This is a genomic window from Pseudomonas azerbaijanorientalis (genome assembly GCF_019139795.1).
Lineage (GTDB): Bacteria > Pseudomonadota > Gammaproteobacteria > Pseudomonadales > Pseudomonadaceae > Aquipseudomonas > Aquipseudomonas laurylsulfatiphila.
Map to the genome: position 1 here is coordinate 2297629 of NZ_CP077078.1, position 25025 is coordinate 2322653.

Consider the following 25025-nt stretch of genomic DNA (forward strand, 5'->3'; position numbering starts at 1 on the left):
ACACATGATGGTTCGAAAACCAGCGCTGCACCCGTTAGGTGATACGGAATACCTTTTAGAGCAATGGGGATGGTGGCGTATGGATGGAAGGGGAGTCCCCAGTTATGCGTCGCCCATGTTGGCACTGATGCGCGATGCAATGCCGTCGCCAGCCAAGTCGTATTGCATCACCGACGAGCTTGCCTGTGTCGTGGATGCCGCGTTGGCTCGCCTTTGCAAACGTGATCAGCAAATGGGGGATGTTGTTTGGCTGTACTTCGGGGCGAAGTGGCCGGCAATTCGAGTCGGTCGATTTCACCAGGTGAGCGAGGGTAAAGCTCGGGAGCTGATGAAGGCCGGGGTGGCGTGGATTGATTGCGTTCTAGAAAGCATTAAGGATGGGGCTGGACAAGACGTACGAAAAAATATTGATATCCCACTCATAGGGCTTGTCGAAATTACAGCTGATAGGTGCAACGACTTGAGCATCCAATTGCATACAAACTGACTTAGTATTGCATTTATTGACTAACTTTGCGGGAGGCTGAGCTGTCACATCGTAGTGACGATCGATTGCGACCTAAACGGTCATTCTCAATTGCTGCTTATTCAAACTTGTCGACAGTTTAAAAAATAAAAAACTATAAAACATCCCGCCGCTAAACTTAACTGGCGGCGGGATGATTTTTGTATAAAAGTGTCAAGTGATAGTGCGTAAAGTCAGCACTATCGCACCAAAATTTTAGGACAAAATATGCGCTTCGGAGACTTTTACAGCTCGCCCTTTTTCTTGGATATTATCTGGGGCAGCTTTGACTCCAAGCCTTGTTCCGATTTTAACTTTCCTCCAACTCTGAAAATCACCATTGCTGAGATTGTCGAAATGCACAAAGTACTCTAGTTTCTTTTCGCAAACGGCGAAAAGAAAGGTATTGACGCCCCCGGCTCTTCCTTTTGGCAGTCTTGTTACCGTGGTAATTGTAAGGTCTTTGTCCTGCGCTTCAACTTCGTGAAGATCATCGTCCGAGCTGATTGACGCAATCTGTGTCCAGGAATTGTCTTTAAAAGGGTTGTTAGGTAAGTTTAGTTTAGAGAGATTTCGGACAAGTAAGTATACGTAGTCACCTTCGCGATATTTTACGTACTCTGTAGAGTTGATCAAATGCTTGCTAATAAAATCAAGCGTTGCAGTTGCGAATGCTGAATCGTTTTTATACTCCTTTCTATCAAGCAAGAAAGCTAGCTCGTTGAAGATGTTTTTTGCTAGCAAACAAATGCTTTTTGTATAACCGTCGTTTCTGAAGACGTCGTCGAGTATTTTTATAGCCCGCTGCAAAGTTTGCGAAGTTACTTTAGGGTCATCGTTAGCAAAGCCCTCAGCCTGCCGTTTCAAAGCACTCGCTCTGAAGGCTCCGTACAAACCACGCAACTTACCTTGCGTTTTCCATTCGGTTGTTTCTTCAATGAGGCGATCATGTTTATGATCGTACAGTAAAGTCAGGAAGCGCCCGTTCACGATTTCACTTGCGACAGAAACATCGGATTCCTTTTCCTCTGCCCATCCTTCCGCTATAAGCTCATTATAAACATCGCGTGAATCTTCATATTCACCTATGGAATGATAAAGCATAGCCAAAAACAACTTATTATTTGGATCTTGAGCGTCTTGCTCTATAGCTTTTTCGTACCTAATTTTAGCAAGGTCTTTTGCATTTAGAGATTCGTAAACTTTGCCGTAGCCACGGTTAAAAATCGCAAACCCATTGTAAAGGTGATCAGCTTCAGCGAACTTTTTGCTTAAAAGGATGGCTCTCTCTGGCTTCAGATAAAATTTTTGCATTGATCGGTTGAGCTCTGTAAGCAAGATCTTCAAGCTTTGGTGCAGAGTCGTAGGTATGAAATCCCAGCGGTGAGCTGGAATACGTTGGTGGGCTTGTCTTGCATCGATTTCACGAGCTTGAGCTTTGCGGCGACTCACTAAAATTTGAATTTCACGGCGTGTATTTATGTTCTTCGCGTTCGTTAGCAGTAAGTCCGTGATTGAACCACTGAGGCGGAATACTTCGCCGTCGTCCGTGATATCTCTGGTTAACAAACTGGTGTTGCTTAATTCCGATATGGCTGACGCAAGCTCGTCCCGAGATAGCTCTAATAATTCGCATAGATCAGACCGGTCGCTTTTGCCTGCTACGAATAAAGCTTCAAGTATTTTGATCGAGGTTTGGGAAAGGCTTTCAATCAAGTTGTTATAGGAAAAATCTGCAATTTCCTTATTGGCTACATTTATGGATTGCGGAATATCCTTGCCGGCGATATAAAGGTCAAGTGTCAATCTAATGGCTAGAGGGTTGCAGTGACATTTGGTTGCAATTTCGTCCAGCTTAGGCTCAGGGATGTTTCCCCCACCTCTGCGTGAGGAGTACATTCTAGCCAACAAAGAGGCTGATTTTGGTTTAAGAGCCTCTAGGCTAATTATGCTTGCATTGTTAATAGAGATTCTACTGGTGACAAGAAGTCGCCAAGATTGCGGTAGGGAGTAATTAAGATCTTCGAATTCTTTTGGGTGATCAATTAGTAATGTTTCGAGATTGTCTATGAATAACACGATTTTATGTGCTTCAAAAGCACTCAGAGCTTCCTCGAATGTAGTGCAGTCGACTTCAAAGATTTCATTTAGTTCTTCTAAAATATTGGTTTTTATGTCATCTATTGTTTCGACGGCGTCTAATTTTTTCAGGCCTTCTGAGGTCAACATCTCAGTTTTCATTGACACGAAAATGCAGCAGTCACACCACTCGCTTGTTTCAGGGAGCTTAACTAGCTTGTCCAGCAGGTCTAGAGCTAAAGCCGTTTTTCCCAACCCGCCGGGACCAACAATGGCGACTGTATTAACCCTTGGGTTTTTTAGCAGTTTCAGTAGCTCGCCGCCCTCTTTCTGCCTTCCGACTAGCCCGGTTATAGCATGATCAAATCTGTCTGGCATGTTGTTCTTGATCTGCCATATCGACCTTGAAAGCCACTCCTCCGGGGGGTCGGTAATTTCCCCTTTTTCTGCTGAAACGAGAGATCGATGCACACTCTCCATGCCTAGGATGTCAATAATAGGATCGGATGCTACAGCTGCTAGTCTGTACCAGTATGGATCTATGAATCTACGATTTGGATGAGATACAGAGTTTCTTATCTCATAAACTTCAAATTTAACAAAAAGTTCTCTTAGCGCAATTAGGTAGTTATTCGCAGATGTGTCTTTTGTCAGTTCGATGAGGATTTGAAAAAGCTCATCTAGATAAGTGGCTTCGATAACATCTTTGACTTTGGTTGCATCAAATACTCTTTTGCTATCTCTTTCTCTATCGGCAATATCCTGTATTAGCTGCTCCGGAAACCTTGATACATCCAGTTCGCTATCTAAGACATAACTACCTAAAGCTTGCTCCATATCATGAAGCACCATTGCAGCCTTTCTTCTATTTAAATTATTAGTCATGCCGATTCCTTCCAGTGCTAAATTGACGTCAGAGTTTCCCGATTCGACAAGAGTAGGCTGCATTCATGCGTCGAAAACTCGATCTCATCACGAGTCACCAAGGGATTGCACCCTTCTGGCTCGATGCTGCATGAGGCGATTTGATATCATATGTCGGAAAGCTTATCTAGTCTGGTCAGGCAGGCTTTACAGCGGAGAAATTTAGATTCAGCCCCGAGGGGGCAGGATTGAGATCTTGCGGGGACTCGAGGAAAGTGAAGTAATTTGACCCATCGAAGGCTGCTTTTGGTCGTTATCTGCTAGTAAAACCTCTCATAACCGCGGTGAAACGAGTGAACAAATTGTGTCAATTTCGCAAGCAGAATAGGATTTCGGGATACCTATAAAAACAGTTGTCCATATGGAATAGCTCTGTTTTTATAGCAACGTGTTCAGCTGTACAGCGCGACACCAGAGGAGCTCGGCCATTGTGTCGGGCTTTTTATTTGTTGCTCTAAAGCCTCGTCATTGTGCGGGGCTTCTTTGTTTTTGGGATTCCCATCAGCGACGAATGCATCTTTTTGATTCATCAATTCCCCTGTCGGGAACACACTGAGATGACGCCAATGCCGGACAGACCAGACACCTGGGCCATTGTTTTTATGTGGCTGAGTCAGCATTCGCAGACCATCTGGGCGGCATTTCTGTCGCTGTGCATGACAGTGTTGCGTGTGTTTTACACCGGTGGCAACTGGAAGGACGCACTGATAGAAGGCCCTATGTGTGTCTTGCTTTCACTGAGCATTATCTGGGGCTTCGAGCTGATGGGCTTGTCGCCATCGCTGGCCCAGCCAGTCGGTATTTGGGTGGGCTTCCTTGGGGTGAAGAAAGTCGCCTACTGGGCTGATCGGATTGCTGAAAGCAGGTTTTGCAAATCGGATTCGGCGCCATGAAGCGCTGTTCTTGGGTGCTGCCTCTTGTGCTTCTGCTGGCCTACGCCGTCACGGGCCACAACACTGTGGTGATTCGCCGGCATGTCAGCCGCTCGTCGCTCGCCGCTCAATCATTCAATCGTGAGGTTTAGAGAATGGCTTACACCCAATACGAAACTGTCGTCGCCAACACTCCCGAGGAGTTGACGGCCAAGCTGGCACAGGCCATTGCAGAAGGCTGGCAGCCTTACGGTAGCCCTGTCTCCATCACTGAAGGCTTTCAAGTGCTTCAGGCTGTGGTGAAGGGAACGAACAATGCAGCCGGCACGCCAGACGACATCACCTCTGAAAACATCTCGGATGCTTCGGAGGTCGGCAAGGCCGTGCTGGTGAGTGTCGACGCCGCCGCTGCTCGTGTTGCTATCGGCAGTGGGACTTCCGATTTCTCGGGCAGCTACAACGACTTGACCGACCAGCCAGTCATTCCAGCCGAGGGTGATACCGCGCTGCTGGAAGCCGGTACCGATCTTGTCGCACATGCTTGGTCAGCCAAACAGATCCATGACGAGATCGCACGTCAGATTGCGGCGCTACCCGCATGAGCCTCATACCTGCGATTCCGACTGCCGCCGTTTCAAACGCGATCTTCAATCAACGCAGGATCACGGTTTCCAAACCCACCGGGGACCCTGGGAACTTCCAAGGAACACGGGGCATAAGACTCGCGCAAACGCGTTAGCGGCACCCCTCCAGAGTTAGTTAACTGGTTAACTCCCTTGGTTAACTCGGCTGAAAGCCTTATGGGCTGTGGCTTACAGAGCGGTTAACTTAGGAGTTAACCAGGTTAACTCGGTAAATTCTTGATTCGTCTGTAAGCCAAGCGGGCCGTGGCTTTCAGCCCGGTTAACTAAGGCAGTTAACCAAGAGTTAACTAAGCGATTGGAAAAACGGCAATGAGTTTGGCTGAAAGCCAGGCAAGCCGTGGCCTTGAGGTGGTTAACCTAGGAGTTAACCGACTAATTTACTCAGTTAACTCTCGGCCCCGCCGGGTTAACCGAAAGGCATGGACATGACAGCACTCACCAAAGCGGAGTTCGCCACGCGCCAAGGCTGGTCGAAACCCTATGTGTCGAAGTTGGCCAAGAGCGGTCGCCTGGTTTTGCTGGCAGACGGCATGGTGGATGTCGAGGCCACGGACCGATTGCTGTTCAGCACCGCGGATCCGAGCAAAGCCAATGTGGCGGCGCGGCACGAGCGCGAACGGATACAGCGCAGGCCGGAAGGCAATACCCCGGGCCCCCAGATCGAATACGATCCTTCAGCCGTTCTTTCGCACCAGGCGCCATTGTCCGTCGAGGGCATCCCGGACTTTCAGGAGTCTCGCGCCTATCGCGAGTTTTATGAGTCACGCCTGACCGAGAGCGAGTTTCACAAGAATCGCGGCGCTCACGTCGAGTTGGAGGCCGTTAAAACGGCGGCGTACACGACCGGGCGGATGTTGCGGGATCTGTTGCTGGGTATGCCGCCACAGTTGGCCCCCGAATTGGCCGCCATGAGTGATCACTGGCAAATCGAGAAGCACCTCACTGCCGCATTGCGCCGGGTGTTGGACGATGCCGAACGGATGTCCTCGACAGACCTCATCCATTCTTTGACTGCAGCGAGCTAATCCATGTCAGCGGAAATGCCCGACGGTGCAGCGGTGTACCGGGAGGCATATTTCCGCGGGCTGCGGCCAGAGCCGGATGTCTGGATCGATCAGTGGGCTGACGAGTTCATGCGCATCCCGCGGGATGCAGGGGCCGCCGAACCCGGGCAGTACCGCACGGCGCGTACGCCGTATGCCCGCGAGCCCATGCGTTGTTTGTCACCGGCCCATCCGTGCAAGCGCGTGGTGACCATGGTGGCCTCGCAGTTGATGAAAACCCAGATCGCTTTGAACTGGATTGGCGGTCTGATCCATATGGCGCCGTCGAACATTCTCACGCTGTTGCCCAGCCTGGGGCTGGCCAAACGAGTCTCATCGCGCATCGGCAAGACCATCAAAGCCACCCCGGTGCTACGTGAACGCGTGGCGGCGAACCGTTCGCGGGATGCGCGCAACACCATGGACACCAAAGAGTTCGAAGGTGGTTCGTTGTATGTCACCACCGCGGGCTCAGCGGCGAACCTGTCGGAGTTGTCGGCCCGGTACATCTATGGCGATGAGGTGGATCGCTGGGTGGTGGACGTGGGCGAGGAGGGCGACCCGATTGAGCTGGCTGAAACCCGGGGGAGTACGTTTGGCCGTAACGCCAAGTTCTACTTTTCCAGTTCGCCGACGATCCGGGGCGCCTCGCGCATTGCCGATCTGTTTGAGACCAGCGACCAGCGTTTTTACTACGTGCCGTGCCCGAATTGCGGGCACATGCAAGTCCTCGAATGGGAACGCCTGCATTATTCGGCGGATTGCCAACGGGCACACTACGAGTGCGCTGGGCCTGACTGTGACGTGCTGATCGAGGAACATCACAAGGGTGAGATGTTGGCCAAAGGCGAGTGGCGCGCCCATGCCCAGGGCGATGGTGAAACCGTCGGCTTCAACCTCAATGCGTTGTACTCGCCGCCCGGCTGGACAGGCTGGGCCGCGCTGGCCAAGCAGTTCGAGAAGGCCAAGACCGCCATGTCCCGCGGCGATCTGGAGCCGATGCAGGTGTTTTATAACACCCGTCTGGCCAAGGTTTGGGACAGCGCCCAAGAGCAAACCAAAGCCGATGTGCTGATGGCTCGGGCCCGCCTGGAAACTTACGGGCTGGGGTCGATGCCGTTCGCCGTGCTGATGCTCACAGCCGCGGTCGATGTCCAGGCCAACCGGCTGGAGTTCATGGTGGTGGGCTGGGGCGCCGGCATGGAGCGCTGGATCATCGACTACCAGGTGATCTGGGGCGATCCCTCCGACGAACGCACCTGGTCCGTGCTCGACGACAAACTCAAGGCGCGTTATCCGCATCCGTGTGGCGCGGACCTGACAATCCGGGCAGCCGGTATCGACTCCGGCGGCAACCACACCGACGAGGTGTACCAGTTCTGCCGGCTGCGGCGCTGGCGCAACATCTTCGCGGTCAAGGGCGCGAGTAAGTCGGGTCGGCCGGTGATTGCGCAGCGGCCATCGATGATGGATGTCACCTGGAAAGGCCTGACCGAGCGCAAAGGTGTCGAGCTCTGGTTCATCGGTACCGACACGGCCAAGGACTGGATTTACAACCGCTATCCGGTGGAGGACGGTCCCGGCGCGTTGCACTTTGCCAACGACCTGCCGGATGATTTCTTCGCCCAGTGCGTCGCCGAGCGCAAGGTGACTCGGTACATCAAAGGCTACAAAAAAATCGAATGGGTCAAGGGCAAGGCGGAGCGCAACGAAGCCCTCGACTTGATGGTGTACAGCCTGGCGATGGCGCATTACCTGGGTCTGAATCGCTACAAGGAACACGACTGGGAGCGGGTGAGAAGCGCCCTGTTGCAGGCGGCGCCGCCGGGTGAAAAACCCATTGCAGTCGAACGCCTCCGCGCTCCGGTGTCATCTCCACAGCAACCGGCGGATCCCGTGCCGCCACCGGCCAAGCCAGCCGCAGTATTGCTGCCGATTGCACGACCGCCACAGCGTCGAAGCTCCAGCAGCGGCTACCTCAAAAAAAGACGCTGAGTGAAATCGCGTCGTTGCCTCCACGTTGTCTTCTTTCTTTAGAGCGATTCCCATGGCCTTTACCCAACAGCAGCTCGATGCGGTCGAGAAGGCAATTGCGCGCGGCGAAAAAATCGTGCGCTACGCCGATCGCAACGTCGAGTACCGCGACATCGACGAATTGCTCAGGGCACGCGACGAAATTCGTAGCTCGCTGATCGCGGCGGCAGGCCCTCGGTCCCGCATCGTACGGCTTTACCATGGAGGCAAGGGACTGTAATGGCTCGTCACTTTCCCACCTTGGGCCGCAGCGGATTCTTGATTCCGTCGAACATCAAGGCCAGCTATGAAGGCGCGGCCGAAGGGCGTCGTTCCGCCAGTTGGGATGCGCCCGACGCCGGTTTTAACAGCATTGCCATTCCGGCGCTGCGCAACCTGCGCTCGCGTTCCCGCGCGGCGGTGCGCAACGACCCGTACGCCTTCAACATCATCGACAAACGGGTCAGCAACCTGATCGGCACCGGCATCACGCCGCGGCCGAAAACCCAGGATGACGAGCTTCGGCATCAGCTGCAGGAGCTCTGGGCTGATTGGACCGAAGAGTCCGACGCCGATGGCCTAACCGACTTCTACGGACAGCAGGCGTTGATTGCCCGGACAGTGGAAACAGCCGGTGAGTGTTTTGTCCGCCTGCGCCCGCGCAGCCTTGATGAGGGGCTGGTGGTGCCGCTGCAACTCCAGGTGCTGGCGCCGGAGTTTGTGCCGCACGACAAGTCCGAAATGGCCCGGAACGGCAACGTCATTCGCGCCGGCATTGAGTTCAGCCCGGACAGTCGCCGGGTGGCGTACTGGATGTATCGCTCGCATCCCGGTGATGCCTCCTCAACGAACAGTGGCTTCAACCAGCTGGTGCGCGTACCGGCGAGCCAAGTGCTGCACATTTTTGAGCCGGTCGAACCGGGTCAGCTGAGTGGTCTGCCGCGGTTATCGCCGGTGCTCAAGCGCCTGCGCAGCCTCGATAACTACGACGATGCGGTGTTGTTCCGCCAGGAGGTGGCCAACCTGTTCGCCGGCTTTATCAAAAAGCCTTCCCCGGATGACATCCAGACCCCGGTAGACCCAGTGACCGGTGCGCCGCTGAACCTCGCATCGGATGGTTTCACGCCCATGGTGGCGTTGGAACCCGGGACCATGCAGGAGTTGCTGCCGGGCGAGGAGGTCGAGTTTTCCTCGCCGCCAGATGCCGGCAACAACTATCCGGATTTCATGCGTCAGCAATTGATGGCGGCGGCGGCCGGCGCCGGGATGCCGTACGAGATCCTCACTGGCGACATGCGCGAAGTGAACGACCGAGCGCTGCGGGTGGTGCTCACTGAGTTCCGGCGTCGACTGGAACAGCTGCAATTTGGTGTGTATGTGCACCAGTTGTGTCGCCCGGTGCGGGCCGCGTGGATGGACATGGCGGTGCTCAGCGGCGCCGTGTTGTTGCCGGACTACGCCCAACGACGCCGTGAGTACCTGCGTACACGCTGGGTGCCCCAAGGCTGGGCGTATATCCATCCGGTTCAGGATGTTCAGTCACGCACGATGGAAGTGAACGCCGGCTTTGCTTCGCGCAGTGAGATGGTCCTGCGCACCGGCTATGACGCCGAAACGGTGGACGAAGAAAACGCCGCCGATGCCGAGCGGGCTCGGGGCAAAGGTCTTAATTACAGCACGCTCGTCGAACTGCTCCAGGCGCTCGACGACAAGGAGCAGACATGAGCAAGAAAACGCCGCCGCGCATTTACAACAAGGCCGGCCAGCGGGTGCCGGTGCAGGATAAAAGCTGGTACGCCGTGCATGCCAGCGGTGAAGCCACCGAGCGGCTGATTGAAGTCTTTGTCTACGGCGAGATCGGTACCTGGGGCATTACCGCCAGTCAGTTCATGCAGGATCTGCGAGCCGTCGATGACGGCGTGTCGCCGGTGATCGCCGCGTTCAACAGCATCGGTGGCGACCTGTTCGACGGGTTGGCCATGCACAACACCTTGTCGCGGCTGGGCGAACGTTGCACGGCGCGTGTCGATGCCTTGGCGGCGAGTGCGGCGAGTGTCGCGGTGTGCGGCGCACACAAGGTGGTGATCGCGTCCAATGCGATGCTGATGATCCACAATCCATGGACCTATGCGGCCGGCGATGCTGAGAGCTTTCGCAAGGTGGCGGATGTCCTCGACCAAACCATGGAGGCGATCATCGCGGCCTACAAAGCCAAGGCACCGAACATTGATGAGGTGGAGTTACGGGGTTTGGTGGCTGCCGAAACCTGGTTGACCGCCAGTGAGGCGGTTGCCTTGGGGCTGGCCGATGAAGTGGGTGACGGCGTCCAGGTCAAAGCGTGTCTGGGTCAGGGCGGGGTAATGCAGCGTTACCAGCACACCCCGGCTGAATTGCTGGCCCAGCTCGATGAGTTGCCTGAGCCAGATCCGGAGCCGGCGCCAAACGATCCACCCGCACCCGTGGTCGACTCGGCCAAGCTGGCGTTGTTGATCACTCAACGTTGCGCGGAGGCGGGGATCAGCAACCTGGTCGCGCCATTGCTCAGTTCGACCCAGCTTGAAAGCGAAGAAATCGTCCAAGCGGGGCTGACCCGGGCCAAGGCGGTGCATGACCTGTGTGTCGCGGCACGACTGCCAGAACTCAGCCTCGAGTATGTGGCCGCGGGGCTGGATGAGCCCGCGGTACGCGCGCGGCTGTTCGACAAGATCGTCAGCAGCGGCAACGGTTTCGAAATCGACAATAGCGTGCCCCTCAACGATGACCCTGCACCGAAGGTGCTGGCGAAACAACCAAATCCGTCTTCGATCTGGGCAGCCCGTCAGGCCGTCCATGCGGGGCAATCCAACAGTGCAAAAGGAGCACGAGCATGACCGTAAAGTACGAAACGCTACACGCCGGCGAGTTTCTGCTCTCCGAAGGGGCCGGAAAGATCTCTCGTGAATCCATTCTTGTGGCTGCAGGTGCTGCTTTGAATGCTGGCCAGGTGCTGGGGCTGGTCACGGTGACCAATGAGTTTGCCCCATACGATCCCGCCGCCATCGACGGCACCGAAGTGGCGGCCTGCATCCTCTACGGGCCACTTGGCGAATCGACCGAAGAGCGTCGCGCCAGTGCAGTGGTGCGGCTGGCCGAGGTCAGCGAGGTGCATTTGACCGGTTTCGATGCTGAGGCCGAGGGTGCCTTGGCGGCTCAGTTTGTGATTGCCCGCTAAGGCATTTCCCTTTCATCCAAACCCCGCCTTGAGCGGGGTTTTGCTTTTCTGGAGAGTTCCTTCATGGCCGATATTGGCATTTTTACCGACGATGTTTTTTCCGTATCTTCGCTGACCGCGGCGATCAATGAGCAGGAATACCTACCGGGACGCATCAGCAGCCTGGGCCTGTTTCGCGAGGAAGGGATCAGCACCCTGACCGTGCAGATCGAAAAGGACGGCAACACCCTGGCCCTGGTGCCGGCGGGTGAGCGCGGCACCTCGGGTCTGGTCGTGGGTGCAAGCAAGCGTCAGATGATTCCGTTCAACACCGTGCACCTGCCGCAGCGTTTCACCATCAAGGCCGACGAGATCCAGGGCATTCGCGCCTTTGGTACGACCACCGAGTTGCAGGCCGTGCAGGGCGTAGTGAACACGCGCCTGAGCAAGGCCAAGCGTCAGCTCGATGCCACCCATGAATTTCAACGCATGGGCGCGCTGAACGGCCTGGTGCTGGACGCGGATGGCTCGACGGTCCTGCTGAACATCTATCAGGCGTTTGGTGTGGAGCAACAAAGCTTGTCCATGGGCCTGAACGACTCGGCGACGAAGATCCGGGTCAAGTGCGCCGAAGCGCTGGACATGCAGGACGATGAACTGGGTAGCGTCACCAGCTCGGGCGCGCGAGCCTTCTGTGGCAAGAATTTCTGGAACAAGCTGATCACGCACAAATCGGTTGAAGAAACCTACCTTAATACGATCCAGGCAGCCGAGTTGCGTGGTGATGCGCGGGACAGCTTCGAGCTCGGTGGCATCGTCTGGGAGCGCTACCGCGGGCGCATCGCTGGCGTTTCGTTTATTCATGACGATACAGCCCTGTTGATTCCCGAAGGCGTGCCGGAGCTGTACATCTCCTGTTTTGCCCCGGCGGACTACATGGAAACGGCCAACACCCAAGGCCTGCCGTATTACAGCAAGCTGGAACCACTGCCGTTCAACAAGGGCATGGCCGGTGAAGCCCAATCCAACCCATTGCACCTGTGCACGCGTCCACGGGCACAGATCCTGCTGACGCTCTGATCATGGCCTTTCGAGACCTGGTCGCGGAGATCGACAGCGTGGTGTTCGACACCCTGGCCGATGTCGGCTTCATCGAAGGCCGGCGCGTGCTGGGCATGTTCTCGGCGCCTTGGTTGCAGCCCAAAATCGGACGCTTGAATACCGGCTTGCGCGAGCCGTGTTTTCACATTCGGGTGGCCGATGCCGTGGGCGTTGAAAAAACGCAGACGGTACTGATCGAGTTGCCCGTACTGGACGGTGGTGGCGAGTACACCCTGATTCATCTAGAGCCGGCGGGTGATGGTCTGGTGGCCTTGTCGTTGAGGTTAAAAGCATGAGTGCCGTGCCGGTTTCTCTGCAGTTTTCCGCAGACGATATGCAGGCTTTTAAACAGCTGGCCAAGGTGATGCCCAAGGCCGCTGCCGCGGCTCAACGGCGGGCGATCAACAAGACGTTGGGCTGGCTGGCCACGCACATGGCGCGGGATGTCAGCAAGCAGGAACGGATTGCCGTTCGGGCAGTGCGTCAGCGCTTACGTAGCTATCCCATCAAAGGCCAGGGCCAGTTGGGCAAACTCTGGTTCGGCACCAACCCGATGGAGGCCAGCCGGATTGGTAATCCCCGGCAGGGCAAGGCCGGTGTCTCAGTGGCGGGGCGACGTTATCAGGGTGCGTTTTATAAACGCGTCTATGGCAACAAGGCGGATATCTGGATTCGCACCTCCAGCAAACATTTCAACCCGGATGACTATCCCGGCAGCAGCGCGTCCGCGGGTGGAGGCACAAGTTCGGGCTGGATCGCGGAAAACGACAATCGCTTTCCACTGGCCAAGGCCAAGGTCTCGCTCGAAGACGTTGAAGGTCCGTTTTACACCTGGGCCAACAAGGCCGACGAGCGTCTACTGGTCGTGTTCAAACAAGAGATGAACTTTGAACTGCACAAATACCTGAAGGGGAGCGCCCGTGTCTGATTCTGCCTTTTCGCTGGATGCGTTGTACGCCGCCATCGAGGACCACATCCGCCAAGCACTGCCCTCGGTGCGGTTTGTGGCGACCTGTCCGGACATTCAGGACCGGATAGCGTTGCCGGCGGTGTTTCTCGAGCCGGTTGAGTTTGAGCCCGGGCCCGACATCGGCACCGGTGAAACGGTACTGGTCCAGCGCTTTGAAGCGCGGGTCATTGTCGCGCCCGAGTTGGCCCGCCATCAGCAACTGGGTGCGCAGTTGGCGGCGCAAATTGCGGTTCTATTACGAGCACAGACCTGGGGGCTGGATAACGTCGAACAGGCGCAGTTTGTGGCGTCGCGTCAGGACTGGACCAAACCCGAACTGGATGGCTACACCGTGTGGACGGTGGAGTGGACCCAGCAGATCTACCTCGGTGAGGTTGAGTGGCTGTGGCCTGTCGAGCCTCCGGGCACGCTGTACCTGAATGTCGATGGCTGCACGGGTACCGGCAATGAAGATCACTACTTTCAACCGGAGGATCTGGCATGGGATACGCCAGCGCCGAACATGACCGGATGATCGCGGCGATGCTGATGCCCTGCGTGGTGGTCGGCGTCGATCTGATGGCCGGGCGGGTGCGGGTCAAGGCCGGTACCTGGGTCAGTGCCTGGGTGCGCTGGCACAGCCTGGCGGCCGGCAAAGCCCGTCACTGGCGGGCGCCGAGTCCGGGGGAGCAGGGCGCATTGTTCAGCCCCAGCGGTGATCCGGCCATGGGTACCTTTATCCCGGGACTGTATGGCAACGCCGGGGCGCCGCCGGACAACCGTGATCACGTCGAGGCCTGGTACTTCGATGATGGCGGCTCGCTGGTCTACGACTGGCAAGCCGGCAGCTACAGCATCGCGTTACCCAATGGCAGCCACGCGACCATCACGGTCGGTGGCTCGCAGTTTGAAGTGACGCCGGATCAAGTGCGGGTGACGGCCAGCCAAATCACTCTGGCGGGTGCGGTGAGCATCGACGGTACGCTGAGTGTGTCCGACGACATCACCGGCGCTGGCACGATCATGGATGCCGGCGGCAACAGCAGCAACCACTCGCATTGAGTGAACATTCACCTTCAGCCCGCCGCGTGCGGGTTTTTTTATACCTGGAGTAAATCCATGACAAGCAAAACCAAGGATTCAGCCGCCAGTGAGGCGCCCGCGCCGGCCACGTTGAGTCTCTTTCGCGACACGCTGTACACCTCGCGGGTGCTGGTCCTGCTGGAAGCCGAGCGCACCTTGAAAGTCGAAAAAGGCCAGGTTGCGGTGGCCTCGGATGACACGGTCGCGCTCGAGTATTTGCGCGGCCGTAAGGATTTTGTCGCGGTCGAGGGCTGATCGAATGATCGGGATGATCGGACTGGACCGCCGCACCGGCCAACTCATTTCCGGCCTCGATCACCTGCGCCAGTCCATTGAGGACATCTTGTCCACGCCCTTGGGCAGCCGGCGTATGCGCCCGGAATACGGCAGCAAGCTGCGGCGCTTTGTCGACCTGCCGGTCAATGACGGCTGGAAGAGTGCCGTGCAGGCCGAGGTGGCCAGCACGTTGGGGCGTTGGGAGCCGCGCCTGAAACTGGGCCGGGTGCGCGCCGTGGCCATCCTCGACGGGCGTATCACCTTTGAGCTGACCGGGCAGTACCTGGGCAGCGACGTGACTTTGGAGGTGTCCGCATGACCATGGAACTGGCGGCCCTGCCGCCGCCGCAAGTACTGGAGGACCTCGACTTTGAGGAGGTTTACCAGGAGAAACTCGAAGCCTTCCGCCTGAGCATGGGCGACAACTGGAGCGCGGAGCTGGAAAGCGACCCGGTGCTCAAGCTGATCGAGCAGTCCGCGTATGGTGCCTTACAGAACCGGGCACGGGTCAACGACGCGGGCAAGGCCTTGCTGTTGGCGCACGCCGAGCGGGCCGACCTCGATCACCTGGCCGCCAACGTCAACCTGCAGCGCCTGGTGATTCAGGCCGGAGATCCAAGCACGGTGCCGCCGACGCCGCAGGTGCTCGAAGAGGACGATGCCCTGCGCGAGCGGGTGCAGCTGTCGTATGAGGGACTGACCACGGCGGGACCGCGAAACAGCTACATCCTGCACGCGCGCAACGCCTCGGGCCTAGTGGCCGATGCCACGGCGGAAAGCCCTTCGCCGGCTGTAGTCGTGGTCACCGTGCTCAGCCTGGAAGGCAGCGGCGCCGCCTCGCCGGAACTGCTGGAGCAGGTCCGGCTGCATCTGAATGACGAGGACGTGCGGCCGGTGGCCGATCGGCTCACGGTGCAGAGCGCCGTGGTCATCGACTACCGCATTGAAGCGGTGCTGTACCCGCAGGCACCGGGGCCGGAAAACGAAGCCTATCTGGCCGAAAGCCAGAAACGCCTGAGCGAGTGGATCAACCCGCGCCGCCGTCTGGGGCTCGAAGTGGCGCGCTCGGGGATCGATGCGCAGTTGCACATTCCCGGCATCGCCCGGGTTGAGCTGCTGGGCTGGACCGACATCAAACCGAGCAAGGCCGAGGCCGCGTACTGCACCGGCTACACCGTGACACTGGGGGCCTGACATGAGCAGTCAGCTACCCCTCAACAGCACGCCGCTGGAGCTGGCCGTGGAAGCGGCCAACTACGAAAACACGTTGATTCCGCTGCGCAGTTTGTACAACGCCGACACCTGTCCCGAACACCTGTTGCCGTACCTGGCCTCGGCCTGGTCGGTGGACCGCTGGAGCAACAACTGGTCCCAGGAGGCCAAGCGCACGGCAATCCGTTCGGCGTACGACGTGCATGCGCGCAAAGGCACCATCGGTGCGTTGCGTCGGGTGGTCGAGCCTTTGGGCTACCTGATCGACGTGGTCGAGTGGTTCGACACCGTGCCGGAAGGCGTGCCCGGCACCTTCGCCTTGGAGGTGGGCCTGAATGACGCCGGCATCACCGAAGAACTGTACGAGGAACTGGCGTGGTTGATTGACGACGCCCGTCCGGTCAGCCGGCACATGACCAACCTGGCGCTCAGCCTGCAGACCGAGGGGGTGCTGGGCATTGCCGTGTGCGTGCAAGAAGGCGAAGAGATCGACGTGTATCCGCCGGCCCCGAAAGACATCGACGTGACCGGCTCTTTTGGCCCGGCGCTCTGCGTTGATGAAACCGATACTTTGGACGTTTATCCCCATGATTGATAAGACCAGTCAGTTTTTTGCCATTCTCACGGCGGTCGGTGAAGCCAAACACGCCAATGCCATCGCCATGGGCCTGGACTGGATGTTCACCGAGATGGGCTTGGGCGATGCCAACGGCACCGACCCGATACCCGATCGCCTGCAGACCCAGTTGATCAACGAATGGCGCCGGGCGCCGATCAACCAGATCCGCGTCGATCCGGCCAACCCCAACACCGTCATCACCGAGCAGATCATTCCGCCTGAAGTCGGCGGCGAATGGATTCGCGAGATCGGTCTGTACGATGTCGACGGTGATCTGGTGGCGGTGGCCAACTGCGCGCCGAGCTATAAACCGTTGCTGGACCAGGGCAGTGGCAAAACTCAGGTCGTGCGGATGAATTTCATCGTCAGCAGCTCGGCGAACATCGTGCTGAAGATCGACCCGGCGGTGGTCCTGGCGACCCGCGAATACGTCGACACCAAGATTCAGGAAGAGCTGAACAAGCTCGATCACAAGCAGTCGGTGCGGGTGGCGGCCACGGTCCCAATCACCCTGAGCAATGTGCAGACCATTGATGACTTGGCCGTGGTCGTCGGTGACCGCGTGCTGGTGACCGCCCAGACCCAGGCTCAGGACAACGGTGTCTATGTGGTCAGCGCCGAAGGCTGGACGCGCGCCGCCGATGCCGACAACAGTCTGGAAGTGACCCCCGGGTTGTTTATCCATGTGGAAGAGGGCACCGCCAATCGCGACAGCCTCTGGCAGTTGGTCACCGACGCGCCGATCACCCTCGGCACCACCGGCTTGCAGTTTGAAATGATCGCGGGCGGCAGTGGAGTGGGCGTGGGCACGTTTCGCAGTGTCACCGTCGATGCCCTTGGGCGTGTGATCGCCGGTACCAACCCGACCACCCTGGACGGCTACGGCATCACCGATGCCCTGGCCGTCAGCGAAAACCTGGGCGATATTGCGGATGTGGTCGAGGCTCGGACTAACCTCGGGCTGGGCACCGCCGCGACCGCTGCTGTGCAGCTCGATCTGCACGATGCAACGCCTGATGCGCTGATGAAGGTCGGAGCGTTCGGCTGGGGCGGGCCTGCCTATGCGGTCAGTGATGTTGACATCGGTGGCTTGAACGCGGAGACGGCCCTCTATTTCATCAGCAATGGCATTGGAGGGCCAGGAGGCGGGATCTATGAGGGTTGGGTTCGCGTCTCGGCAATTACACCCGGTCAATACGCCTTCCAGGAGATTTATGGGAATGCCGACCACACCCTACACCGCCGGGCCTTGACTGCCGGTGTTTGGGGCGAATGGGAAAGCACCTGGGACACAACCAATCTGGTTAAACAAATCTACCCCCAAGATGACACGCCAGGCCGTGTATTGCTTACGGGTGCTTATGGCATCGGTCACGGGGGGATTATCCTTCCCGAAGGCACCGATCTAAACACCATCACCACCGTGGGTATTTACCGGGTGAACACCGGACCGAACGTTCCCGCTGGTGGTCAATTCTCCCCCATGCTGGTTGCGGTCAGTCAAGACACCCTCTGGCAACAAATCACCAGTTACAACAGCGGTACAACCTATGCCCGTGGCGGTGTTCAGACCCCAGAGGGATACGTATTCAGTGCGTGGGTAACGGGCTGGGACACGAGTAACTTTGACCCTGCGGCGTACCAGGCGGCATTGGGTTTCACTCCCGTGCAGCAAGGTGGTGGTGCAGGTCAGGAGTCGAACAAGGTCTACATTGGTTATCGACCCGCCTCGAGCGACGTGGGTTTACAGGTTGATGCATCCGACTTTGGGAAGATCTGGACTGAAAGCAATTTTGATCCTACCTCCATCTTTGCCGTCCCTGTCGGCGTGCCGTTTCCATGGCCAACCGCTACGCCACCCGAGAAATGCGTTCTGATGGGGGGGCAGCCGTTCAATGTCGAGTGGTACCCGGCATTGGCCGCCGTGTATCCCAGCGGCTTCCTGCCAGACATGCGCGCCGAGTCGATTCGTGGTCTGGATGGCGGGCGTGGAATTGACCCCGACTCTGGGCGCGCCGTGTTGAGCCTTCAGACCGACGCGCTACAAAACATGACGGGTGAACTCAGACTGCAAGACGATGATTCGGTGTTGATTGTAAATACGGCGACCGGCGTATTTACGGCGGGTGGTTACATGACGAGTGATATCCCTGCGGCACCCCGCGTCAGTGCAACGAGCAATATGTCTGTAATTTTCAATCCGTCGGCGGTCGCCCGTGTGAGCACGGAAACCCGCATGCGCAACGTGGCGTACAACTACATCTGCAGGATGTACTGATGACGACTTTAGTGAATGGTTTTTTTGATGAGAGTGGCTGGATCGACGTTTACACATTCAGTGAAACCACCGGTGAATACCTCGGACAGCACGATATCTATGTGAGTCGCGGCTGCGGTTTACCGGCGGGCGCCACGCTGGAGGAACCACCACAAGCCCCGGAGCAACAGGTGGTCGTATGGCAGCAGGATGCATGGGGCGTCGTACCCGACTTCCGGGGCGTGGTTTTCCGCACCACCGATGGTGCCGAAGTGTCGCATTCGCTGCCGGGTGAGTTACCGGCCGAGCTGACTGATGTGCCGCGACCGAGTGCGGCCTATATCTGGGATGGTCTTGTTTGGGTGCTGGATGCTGCACGCGATCTGGCGCTTCAGAGCCGTCGAGAACAATCGTGGATCGAAAATGAACTGCATTGGGCGGGCCGAGAGATCGACAAACATCTGGATGCTGACCCGACTGCGCTGAACACCGAACTCGCCTGGCGCACCTACCGCAATGAACTGCGGGCCTGGCCTCTTTCGCCAGACTTTCCGGTCAGTGATAAACGGCCGCTAAAGCCGGACGGATCGACCAACACCGCGTCCTGACGCCCCGCATTGCCGGGGCGTTTTCTTTTCCATGCTGCACGTCACCGCACATCCCCACGGCCTCGCTTATGCGAGGCTTTTTCGTTTCTGGAGCATCACTCTATGAGTTTTTTCCACGGCGTCACCGTGACCTTGGTGGACACCGGCGCCCGGCATATCGCCACCCCGTCCGCATCGATCATCGGCCTGTGCAACACCTTCACCGTGGGGCCGCCGGCGACCGCGGCGGCCAACGAACTGCTGCTGATCACCCGCGAAAGCGAAGCGGTCGCCGCCTGGGGCCCGGACGCCGCGATCACCCAGGACTGCAAGGCCATTTTCAAACGGTCCAAGGCGGTGATTGTCGCCGTCGGCGTGCCGGTGCTGGAGGATCCGGCCGAACAACTCTCGGCGATCATCGGCGGGGTGTGGGCCGACGGCAGCCGTACCGGCATGCAGGCGTTGCTCAACGGTAAAAGCAAGTTCAACGCCCAGCCACGGTTGTTGGTGACGCCGGGGTACTCGGCGACGCTGGCGGTGGCCACCGAGCTGGTTGCGCTGGGCGATAAGATGCGCGCCATGGCCCTTATCGACGGGCCGAACACCACCGATGAAGCCGCGATCGCCTATGCCGAAAATTTCGGCAGCAAACACGCCTACATGGTCGACCCTGGCGTGCAGTTCTGGGACACCGGAACCAGTGCCACGGTCAATGCACCGGCTTCGGCTTGGACCGCTGGCCTGTTTGCGTGGACCGATGCCACCTACGGCTTCTGGGCCTCGCCGTCGAACAAGGAGTTTGTCGGCATCACCGGCACCACGCGGCCGATCGAGTTTCTCGATGGCGACCCCTCCTGCCGGGCCAACGTGCTCAATAACGCCAACATCACCACCATCATCCGCGATGACGGCTACCGCCTGTGGGGCAACCGCACACTGTCCAGTGACCCGAAATGGAAGTTCGTCACCCGCGTGCGCACGCTGGACATCGTCATGGACGCCATCCTCTACGCACACAAGTGGGCCGTCGACCGCTCGATCACCGCGACCTACGTCAAGGACGTGACCGAAGGCCTGCAGGCGTTCATGCGCGACCTGAAGAGTCAGGGCGCGATCATCAACTTCGAGGTGTATGCCGACGAAGAGTTGAACACCTCCAGCGAACTCAGCGACGGCAAGGTGTATTGGAACATTCGGTTCACTGACGTACCGCCGGCCGAAAACCCGAACTTTCGCGTGGAGGTGACCGATCAGTGGATCACTGAAGTGCTCGATACCGCCGCCTAAGGAGGCCGCTTTATGATTCCGGAAGTGCTCTACAACACCAACCTGTTTGTCGACGGTATCAGCCTGCAAGGCGATGTGCCGAGCCTGACCCTGCCCAAGTTGACCCTCAAGACCGACGAGTACCGCGCCGGTGGCATGGACGCGGCGGTGGAACTCGACATGGGTATGGAAAAGCTGGAAGCCAGTTTCCTCACCAATGGCGTGCGCCGCGAGGTGCTGAAGTTCTTCGGCCAGGCCGACCTGACCGGGTTCAACGCTTCGTTCCGGGGCGCCTTCAAAGGCCAGAAAGGTTCGGTTAAATCGGTGGTCGCCACCCTGCGTGGCAGCCTCAAAGAAGTCGATCCGGGGGATTGGAAACCGGGTGAAAAAGGCGAGTTCAAGTACGCCGTCGCGGTGACCTATTACAAGCTGGAAATCGACGGCAGTGTGATGTTTGAAATCGATCCCCTCAACTCGATCCGCGTCATTGACGGCAACGACCAATTGGCCGCTGTGCGGTCTGCCCTGGGCATGTAAGGAGTAACACCATGAACAACGTGAAAGACAACGTCCTGCCCAAGTGGCTGCAACTGGGTGATGGCATTGCCACCGTGGCCCTGTCTCGGCCGAGTCAGGCCAACGGCATTCAGGTCGACAAACTGACCCTGCGCGAACCGACGGTGCGTGAGATGCGCGCCGCCACCCTGCAGGGCGGGATCAACGAAGAGGAGCAGGAGATGGTCTTGTTCTGCAGCCTGGCGAGCATCGGCCGTGCGGATCTGGAGGGGCTGCTGATGCGTGATTACCGTCGTTTGCAGACCGCCTATTTTCGTCTGGGAGCAGATGACGGGGTTTAACCCCCGGCTGCAAAAGGCCTTGGCCAAACGCTTGGCCGTCGAGCTGAACTTTTCGGCGGCCGAGATTCAGAGGCTGTCGTTTTCCGAGATGGTCTGGTGGCTCACGGACTGAGCCTAATCCCGTCGCACACAGGTAACCTGCATGGCGAACAAACTCTCGCTCGGGCTGGTGATTGGCGGTGCCGTCGATTCCTCCCTGGGCGCCGCCTTCAAGAACGTCAGCGGCGAAATGAAAAAGCTTGAGGCGCAAACCACCCGCGCCAAGGGCTTGCAGAAAGTCATCGGCGAGACCATGCGTCTGCGCGATGAATGGAAAAAAGCCCACGACAGCGGGGCGGCCAATGCCGACGCCTTGCTGCGCAAACTGGAAACCAACACCAACAGCTTGCGCAAGCAGGGTGTCGAAGTCGGGCGGCTACGTCAGGAGTATTTGGCGCTGGGCAAGGTGGTGCGCAGTGCCGAGTTCAAAGCCAAAGGCATGGGGCAGATCGAAGAGGGACGGGAGAGCCTGCGCAGCGGATTCGGTACGGCGGTGGCCGGTACCACACTGGCCGCGGTACCGACCAAAGTCAGCGCGGATTTTCAGGCGATCATCCGGGACATCGCGATCAAGTCCGGTACCGCCAACACCCAGCAGGAAATGGACACCGCCCGCGACATCGTTCAGACCTCAAAAGACACCGGCATGGCCAACACCCAAGTGGCGGACCTGGTGAACCAGTTGGTCGGTGGCGGCATGGATCTGACCGAAGCGCTGAAGTACGCCCCGGTGGCGGCCAAGTTTGCAGTCGGGCAGGGCGCGTCGGGCACCGACACGGCGAAGATGATTCTGGCGATGCAGAACAACGCTAAGATCACCGACCCAAAAAAAATGGAACAGGCCTTGGCGTCGGTCGCGTTGCTGGGCCAGCAAGGCAGCTTCGAGGCGGCCGACATGGCCAAGTGGTTTCCGGAACTGTTGGCGCAGATGGCCAGCAGCGGCATCACCGGTCAGGAGGCGGTGACCCAGCTGGGCGCCATGCTGCAGGTGCAGGTCAAGAGCGCCGGCAGCGCCGATGAGGCGGCGAACAACCTGAAAAACTGGATTGCGAAAATCGGTTCAGGGGAGACGGTCAAAGGTTATGCCGATGCCGGGATTGACTATCAGGGCTCGATGAACGCCGCCATCGCCAAGGGCCTGTCGACCTTTGAAGCCAGTTTTGAACTGGCCCGCCGGTACGTGGAAAAGACCGACCCGAAAAAGGCCAAGCAGCTGGATCAGGGGTTGACCCAGATCAGCCAAGAGACGGACCCGGCCAAGGCGCAAGCGATGGCCGATGCCCTGGCCGCGACACTGCGTACCGGCGACGTGTTTGCCGACATGCAGGTCAAGACCGCGCTGATGGCGTACACCCAGAACAAAAAGCTGTATGCGGACCTGAAAAGGGACGCCTCGGACCCCAACGGCCAGCGCAAGGATATTCTCGACAAAAACCTGAGCGAGCGGCGCGAAGCCTCGTCACAACGCTGGGCCGAAACCGGTCAGGCGTTCAACGATTCGCTGCGGGCCATTGGGGATGCCCTGCGTCCGGCGACGGATGCGTTGGCCACTGGCATTGGCGCGGCAGCGCGTGGCTTGACCGCCTTGTCCGAGGAGACGCCCAAGGTGGTGCTGGGCCTGGCTGCACTCACTGCCGGAGCGTTGGTGCTGGGCAAGGCCTGGGCCACGCTGAAGATCGGTCGGGGGCTGCTGAACATTGCCCGTGGTTCGGCCGGTGACCGGTCCAACATCGTGCAGCGGGTATTCGTGACCAACGCGAATGACGGCGATGACGACGGGCTGGATTACGATCCAGGTCGAAAGGGAAAAGGCCCCGCAAGTCGGCCGTCCCGTGGCATGAAAGTGGGCGGGGCGCTGGCGGTGGTCGGTGCCGGCGTTCAGATGCTGGACACTTACCAGAACGCCACCACCCGTGATGAAAAGGCCGAAGGCTACGGCGAGGCGGCGGGTAGCCTGGCCGGTGGCCTGGCGGGTGCAGCGGCCGGCGCGGCCATCGGTTCGGTCATCCCGCTGCTCGGTACCGCGGTGGGCGGGATGATCGGTGCCTGGCTTGGGGCGATGGGCGGCGGTGACGTGGGCGCGACCATGGGCAAGGCGTTGTTTGGCGGACCGGACACCCCGGTCGTACCCAAAGCACCGCTCGGCCTCTTTCCCATGCCCGTCGGCCAGGGGGTTGGCGCGGTCGTGCGCTCGATGGACAGCGCGCCCGCCGCGCCGGTCACGGCGGCGGCATTGATGTCGAGCACCGCGGCTAAGACACCCGAATGGCCGAAGGTCGATCAGCAATTCACCTTCGCCCCGGCCCCTGTTTTTCAGGTGCACGGCGATGTGAAAGACCCGGCACAGTTGGTTCAGGAATTGATGCCGTACCTGCGCCGTCAGTTTGACGACTTCGCCCGGGAGGCGCGCGCCCGGCAGTTGTTTGATGCACCCCACGTGGGTTGAGGACGTGAAATGGCGGATGAAAAAACTTACCTGCAGCACCTGCAGGGCGGGTTGAAATACATGGTCGACGCCGGGGAGGCCGGGCGCACTGACCTCGAGTCGATGACCGGGCCCATGAATGGCGCGCTGAATGAAATCAGCGGAGCGGCCGATGCGCTGGAAGGTTTGCCCTTTCTCAGTGAGGACCTGAGCGACAAGACCCGGCGTCTGCAGGATGCGGTCAACTCGGCGCAGGCCAAGATCGGCAAAGTGGCCAGTTTCTATAACCAGACCCAGCGCGCGCTGGCCCAGTTTGAGGAGCACTTTTCCGCCCTGACCGAACAGATCGCCCGCTTTGGCGCGGCATTCAACAAAGTCGCCGGCAAGGCCAATGCCGCGTTGGGCAACATTTTTCCCACGGAGTGGTTTGCCGGCGACATGACGCCAATTCCCGACGCGGTGAAGCCATTCCCTCACCTGCTGATTCTCTACCCGCTCAAGGCCAATGAGCGGCCGTATTACTTCAACCTGGACACCGCCGCGTTTGACGAACTGCGGCGGCAGACGTCGTTTCGTTGGGCCGCGCAGGAGCGCCTGACGCGGCGCCCGGCGCAACAGGCGGTGGGCCTGGGTGAGGAAAAAATCACAATCAAGGGCGCGATCTACCCGAGCTTCAAAGGCGGGCTGAAGCAGCTGGATACGCTGCGCAGCATCGGCGCCAAGCTGCTGCCACTGAACCTGACTACCGGTTATGGCGAGGTGTTGGGCAACTGGTGTTTGACCAATATTGAAGAAGAGCAAAGCGCCTTACTGCCCGGGGCGATCCCGCGCAAGCAGGGCTTTTCATTGGAGTTTGTCCGCTATGGCGATGACCTGCAGAACGGCTGACGGGGATTTGCTCGATACCCTGTGCCACCACTATTACGGCCACCTGAACCGCTGCGTCGAGGCGGTGCTGGCGGCCAATCAGGGCTTGGCCGATGAGCCGCAACCGTTCCGGGCCGGCGTGCTGATCACGCTGCCGGATCTGGTGGTCGAGACTGACAGCGTCATTTCGTTGTGGGATTGATCCCGTTACCTAGCC

Annotated in this window: 27 protein-coding genes and 1 pseudogene; 26 read left to right on the forward strand and 2 right to left on the reverse strand. The window is 58.5% G+C overall.

The window, feature by feature from the left end:
• Nucleotides 1-4: 4 nt before the first annotated feature.
• Nucleotides 5-385, forward strand: a pseudogene (locus KSS91_RS10070) (antiterminator Q family protein); the annotation flags it as partial.
• Nucleotides 386-721: 336 nt separating this feature from the next.
• On the opposite strand, the gene KSS91_RS10075 reads toward KSS91_RS10070, so the two are convergent.
• Together KSS91_RS10075 and KSS91_RS10080 are read right to left on the reverse strand one after the other, a co-directional pair.
• Nucleotides 722-3469, reverse strand: a complete 2748-nt coding sequence (locus KSS91_RS10075) for an NB-ARC domain-containing protein (RefSeq protein WP_217837793.1) — start codon at nt 3467-3469, stop codon at nt 722-724.
• Nucleotides 3470-3900: 431 nt separating this feature from the next.
• Complete coding sequence (locus tag KSS91_RS10080) at nt 3901-4038, reverse strand: hypothetical protein (protein WP_217837794.1); 138 nt, start codon at nt 4036-4038, stop codon at nt 3901-3903.
• A gap of 27 nt (nt 4039-4065) precedes the next feature.
• On the opposite strand from KSS91_RS10080, the gene KSS91_RS10085 reads away from it, so the two are divergent.
• The 25 genes from KSS91_RS10085 to KSS91_RS10205 all read left to right on the forward strand — a co-directional run bounded on the left by KSS91_RS10085 (nt 4066) and on the right by KSS91_RS10205 (nt 25010).
• On the forward strand, nt 4066-4401 hold the full coding sequence (locus KSS91_RS10085; protein WP_217837795.1) for a phage holin, lambda family: 336 nt from the start codon (nt 4066-4068) through the stop codon (nt 4399-4401).
• A gap of 134 nt (nt 4402-4535) precedes the next feature.
• Entirely contained in the window at nt 4536-4982 is a 447-nt protein-coding gene (locus tag KSS91_RS10090) for a DUF1737 domain-containing protein (protein ID WP_217837796.1), read from the forward strand.
• Nucleotides 4983-5449: 467 nt separating this feature from the next.
• Nucleotides 5450-6049 carry a terminase small subunit gene (locus KSS91_RS10095; protein ID WP_217837797.1) on the forward strand — a complete coding sequence of 200 codons (600 nt, stop codon included), beginning with the start codon at nt 5450-5452 and terminating at the stop codon, nt 6047-6049.
• 3 nt (nt 6050-6052) lie between these two features.
• Entirely contained in the window at nt 6053-8062 is a 2010-nt protein-coding gene (locus tag KSS91_RS10100; protein WP_217837798.1) for a phage terminase large subunit family protein, read from the forward strand.
• A gap of 52 nt (nt 8063-8114) precedes the next feature.
• Nucleotides 8115-8321 carry a phage head-tail joining protein gene (locus tag KSS91_RS10105; protein WP_027923826.1) on the forward strand — a complete coding sequence of 69 codons (207 nt, stop codon included), beginning with the start codon at nt 8115-8117 and terminating at the stop codon, nt 8319-8321.
• Complete coding sequence (locus KSS91_RS10110; protein WP_217837799.1) at nt 8321-9805, forward strand: phage portal protein; 1485 nt, start codon at nt 8321-8323, stop codon at nt 9803-9805. The genes KSS91_RS10105 and KSS91_RS10110 overlap by 1 nt, the downstream gene beginning before the upstream one ends.
• The gene (locus KSS91_RS10115) at nt 9802-10950 is read left to right on the forward strand and encodes a head maturation protease, ClpP-related (protein WP_217837800.1); all 1149 of its coding nucleotides are present in this window, start codon (nt 9802-9804) and stop codon (nt 10948-10950) included. Before KSS91_RS10110 ends, KSS91_RS10115 begins: the two co-directional genes overlap by 4 nt.
• On the forward strand, nt 10947-11291 hold the full coding sequence (locus KSS91_RS10120) for a head decoration protein (RefSeq protein ID WP_217837801.1): 345 nt from the start codon (nt 10947-10949) through the stop codon (nt 11289-11291). The genes KSS91_RS10115 and KSS91_RS10120 overlap by 4 nt, the downstream gene beginning before the upstream one ends.
• A 63-nt stretch (nt 11292-11354) precedes the next feature.
• Complete coding sequence (locus KSS91_RS10125) at nt 11355-12350, forward strand: major capsid protein (RefSeq protein WP_104449527.1); 996 nt, start codon at nt 11355-11357, stop codon at nt 12348-12350.
• A 2-nt stretch (nt 12351-12352) separates the two neighbouring features.
• Nucleotides 12353-12667, forward strand: coding sequence for a head-tail joining protein (locus KSS91_RS10130; protein ID WP_217837802.1), 315 nt, complete (start codon nt 12353-12355; stop codon nt 12665-12667).
• Entirely contained in the window at nt 12664-13299 is a 636-nt protein-coding gene (locus KSS91_RS10135) for a hypothetical protein (RefSeq protein ID WP_217837803.1), read from the forward strand. The genes KSS91_RS10130 and KSS91_RS10135 overlap by 4 nt, the downstream gene beginning before the upstream one ends.
• Complete coding sequence (locus KSS91_RS10140) at nt 13292-13855, forward strand: hypothetical protein (protein WP_217837804.1); 564 nt, start codon at nt 13292-13294, stop codon at nt 13853-13855. The genes KSS91_RS10135 and KSS91_RS10140 overlap by 8 nt, the downstream gene beginning before the upstream one ends.
• Nucleotides 13822-14382 carry a phage baseplate assembly protein V gene (locus tag KSS91_RS10145; RefSeq protein ID WP_217837805.1) on the forward strand — a complete coding sequence of 187 codons (561 nt, stop codon included), beginning with the start codon at nt 13822-13824 and terminating at the stop codon, nt 14380-14382. Before KSS91_RS10140 ends, KSS91_RS10145 begins: the two co-directional genes overlap by 34 nt.
• Before the next feature lie 57 nt (nt 14383-14439).
• A complete protein-coding gene (locus tag KSS91_RS10150) occupies nt 14440-14658 on the forward strand; it encodes a hypothetical protein (protein ID WP_217837806.1) in 219 nt (72 codons plus the stop codon).
• Between the two features lie 13 nt (nt 14659-14671).
• Nucleotides 14672-14998: a GPW/gp25 family protein gene (locus KSS91_RS10155; protein ID WP_043302559.1), complete on the forward strand. Its 327-nt coding sequence runs from the start codon at nt 14672-14674 to the stop codon at nt 14996-14998.
• Nucleotides 14995-15873 (forward strand): baseplate assembly protein, encoded by an 879-nt coding sequence (locus KSS91_RS10160; protein WP_217837807.1) that lies wholly within the window; start codon nt 14995-14997, stop codon nt 15871-15873. The genes KSS91_RS10155 and KSS91_RS10160 overlap by 4 nt, the downstream gene beginning before the upstream one ends.
• 1 nt (nt 15874) lies before the next feature.
• Nucleotides 15875-16486, forward strand: a complete 612-nt coding sequence (locus KSS91_RS10165) for a phage tail protein I (protein ID WP_217837808.1) — start codon at nt 15875-15877, stop codon at nt 16484-16486.
• Complete coding sequence (locus KSS91_RS10170; RefSeq protein WP_217837809.1) at nt 16479-18788, forward strand: phage tail protein; 2310 nt, start codon at nt 16479-16481, stop codon at nt 18786-18788. The genes KSS91_RS10165 and KSS91_RS10170 overlap by 8 nt, the downstream gene beginning before the upstream one ends.
• On the forward strand, nt 18788-19375 hold the full coding sequence (locus KSS91_RS10175) for a hypothetical protein (protein ID WP_217837810.1): 588 nt from the start codon (nt 18788-18790) through the stop codon (nt 19373-19375). Before KSS91_RS10170 ends, KSS91_RS10175 begins: the two co-directional genes overlap by 1 nt.
• A gap of 102 nt (nt 19376-19477) precedes the next feature.
• The gene (locus KSS91_RS10180; RefSeq protein WP_217837811.1) at nt 19478-20641 is read left to right on the forward strand and encodes a phage tail sheath subtilisin-like domain-containing protein; all 1164 of its coding nucleotides are present in this window, start codon (nt 19478-19480) and stop codon (nt 20639-20641) included.
• A 12-nt stretch (nt 20642-20653) separates the two neighbouring features.
• The gene (locus tag KSS91_RS10185; RefSeq protein WP_217837812.1) at nt 20654-21157 is read left to right on the forward strand and encodes a phage major tail tube protein; all 504 of its coding nucleotides are present in this window, start codon (nt 20654-20656) and stop codon (nt 21155-21157) included.
• An 11-nt stretch (nt 21158-21168) separates the two neighbouring features.
• A complete protein-coding gene (locus KSS91_RS10190; RefSeq protein WP_217837813.1) occupies nt 21169-21477 on the forward strand; it encodes a phage tail assembly protein in 309 nt (102 codons plus the stop codon).
• A gap of 142 nt (nt 21478-21619) precedes the next feature.
• On the forward strand, nt 21620-23962 hold the full coding sequence (locus KSS91_RS10195; RefSeq protein WP_217837814.1) for a phage tail tape measure protein: 2343 nt from the start codon (nt 21620-21622) through the stop codon (nt 23960-23962).
• A gap of 9 nt (nt 23963-23971) precedes the next feature.
• Nucleotides 23972-24829 carry a phage tail protein gene (locus KSS91_RS10200; protein WP_217837815.1) on the forward strand — a complete coding sequence of 286 codons (858 nt, stop codon included), beginning with the start codon at nt 23972-23974 and terminating at the stop codon, nt 24827-24829.
• A complete protein-coding gene (locus KSS91_RS10205) occupies nt 24804-25010 on the forward strand; it encodes a tail protein X (protein WP_217837816.1) in 207 nt (68 codons plus the stop codon). The genes KSS91_RS10200 and KSS91_RS10205 overlap by 26 nt, the downstream gene beginning before the upstream one ends.
• Nucleotides 25011-25025: the final 15 nt, after the last annotated feature.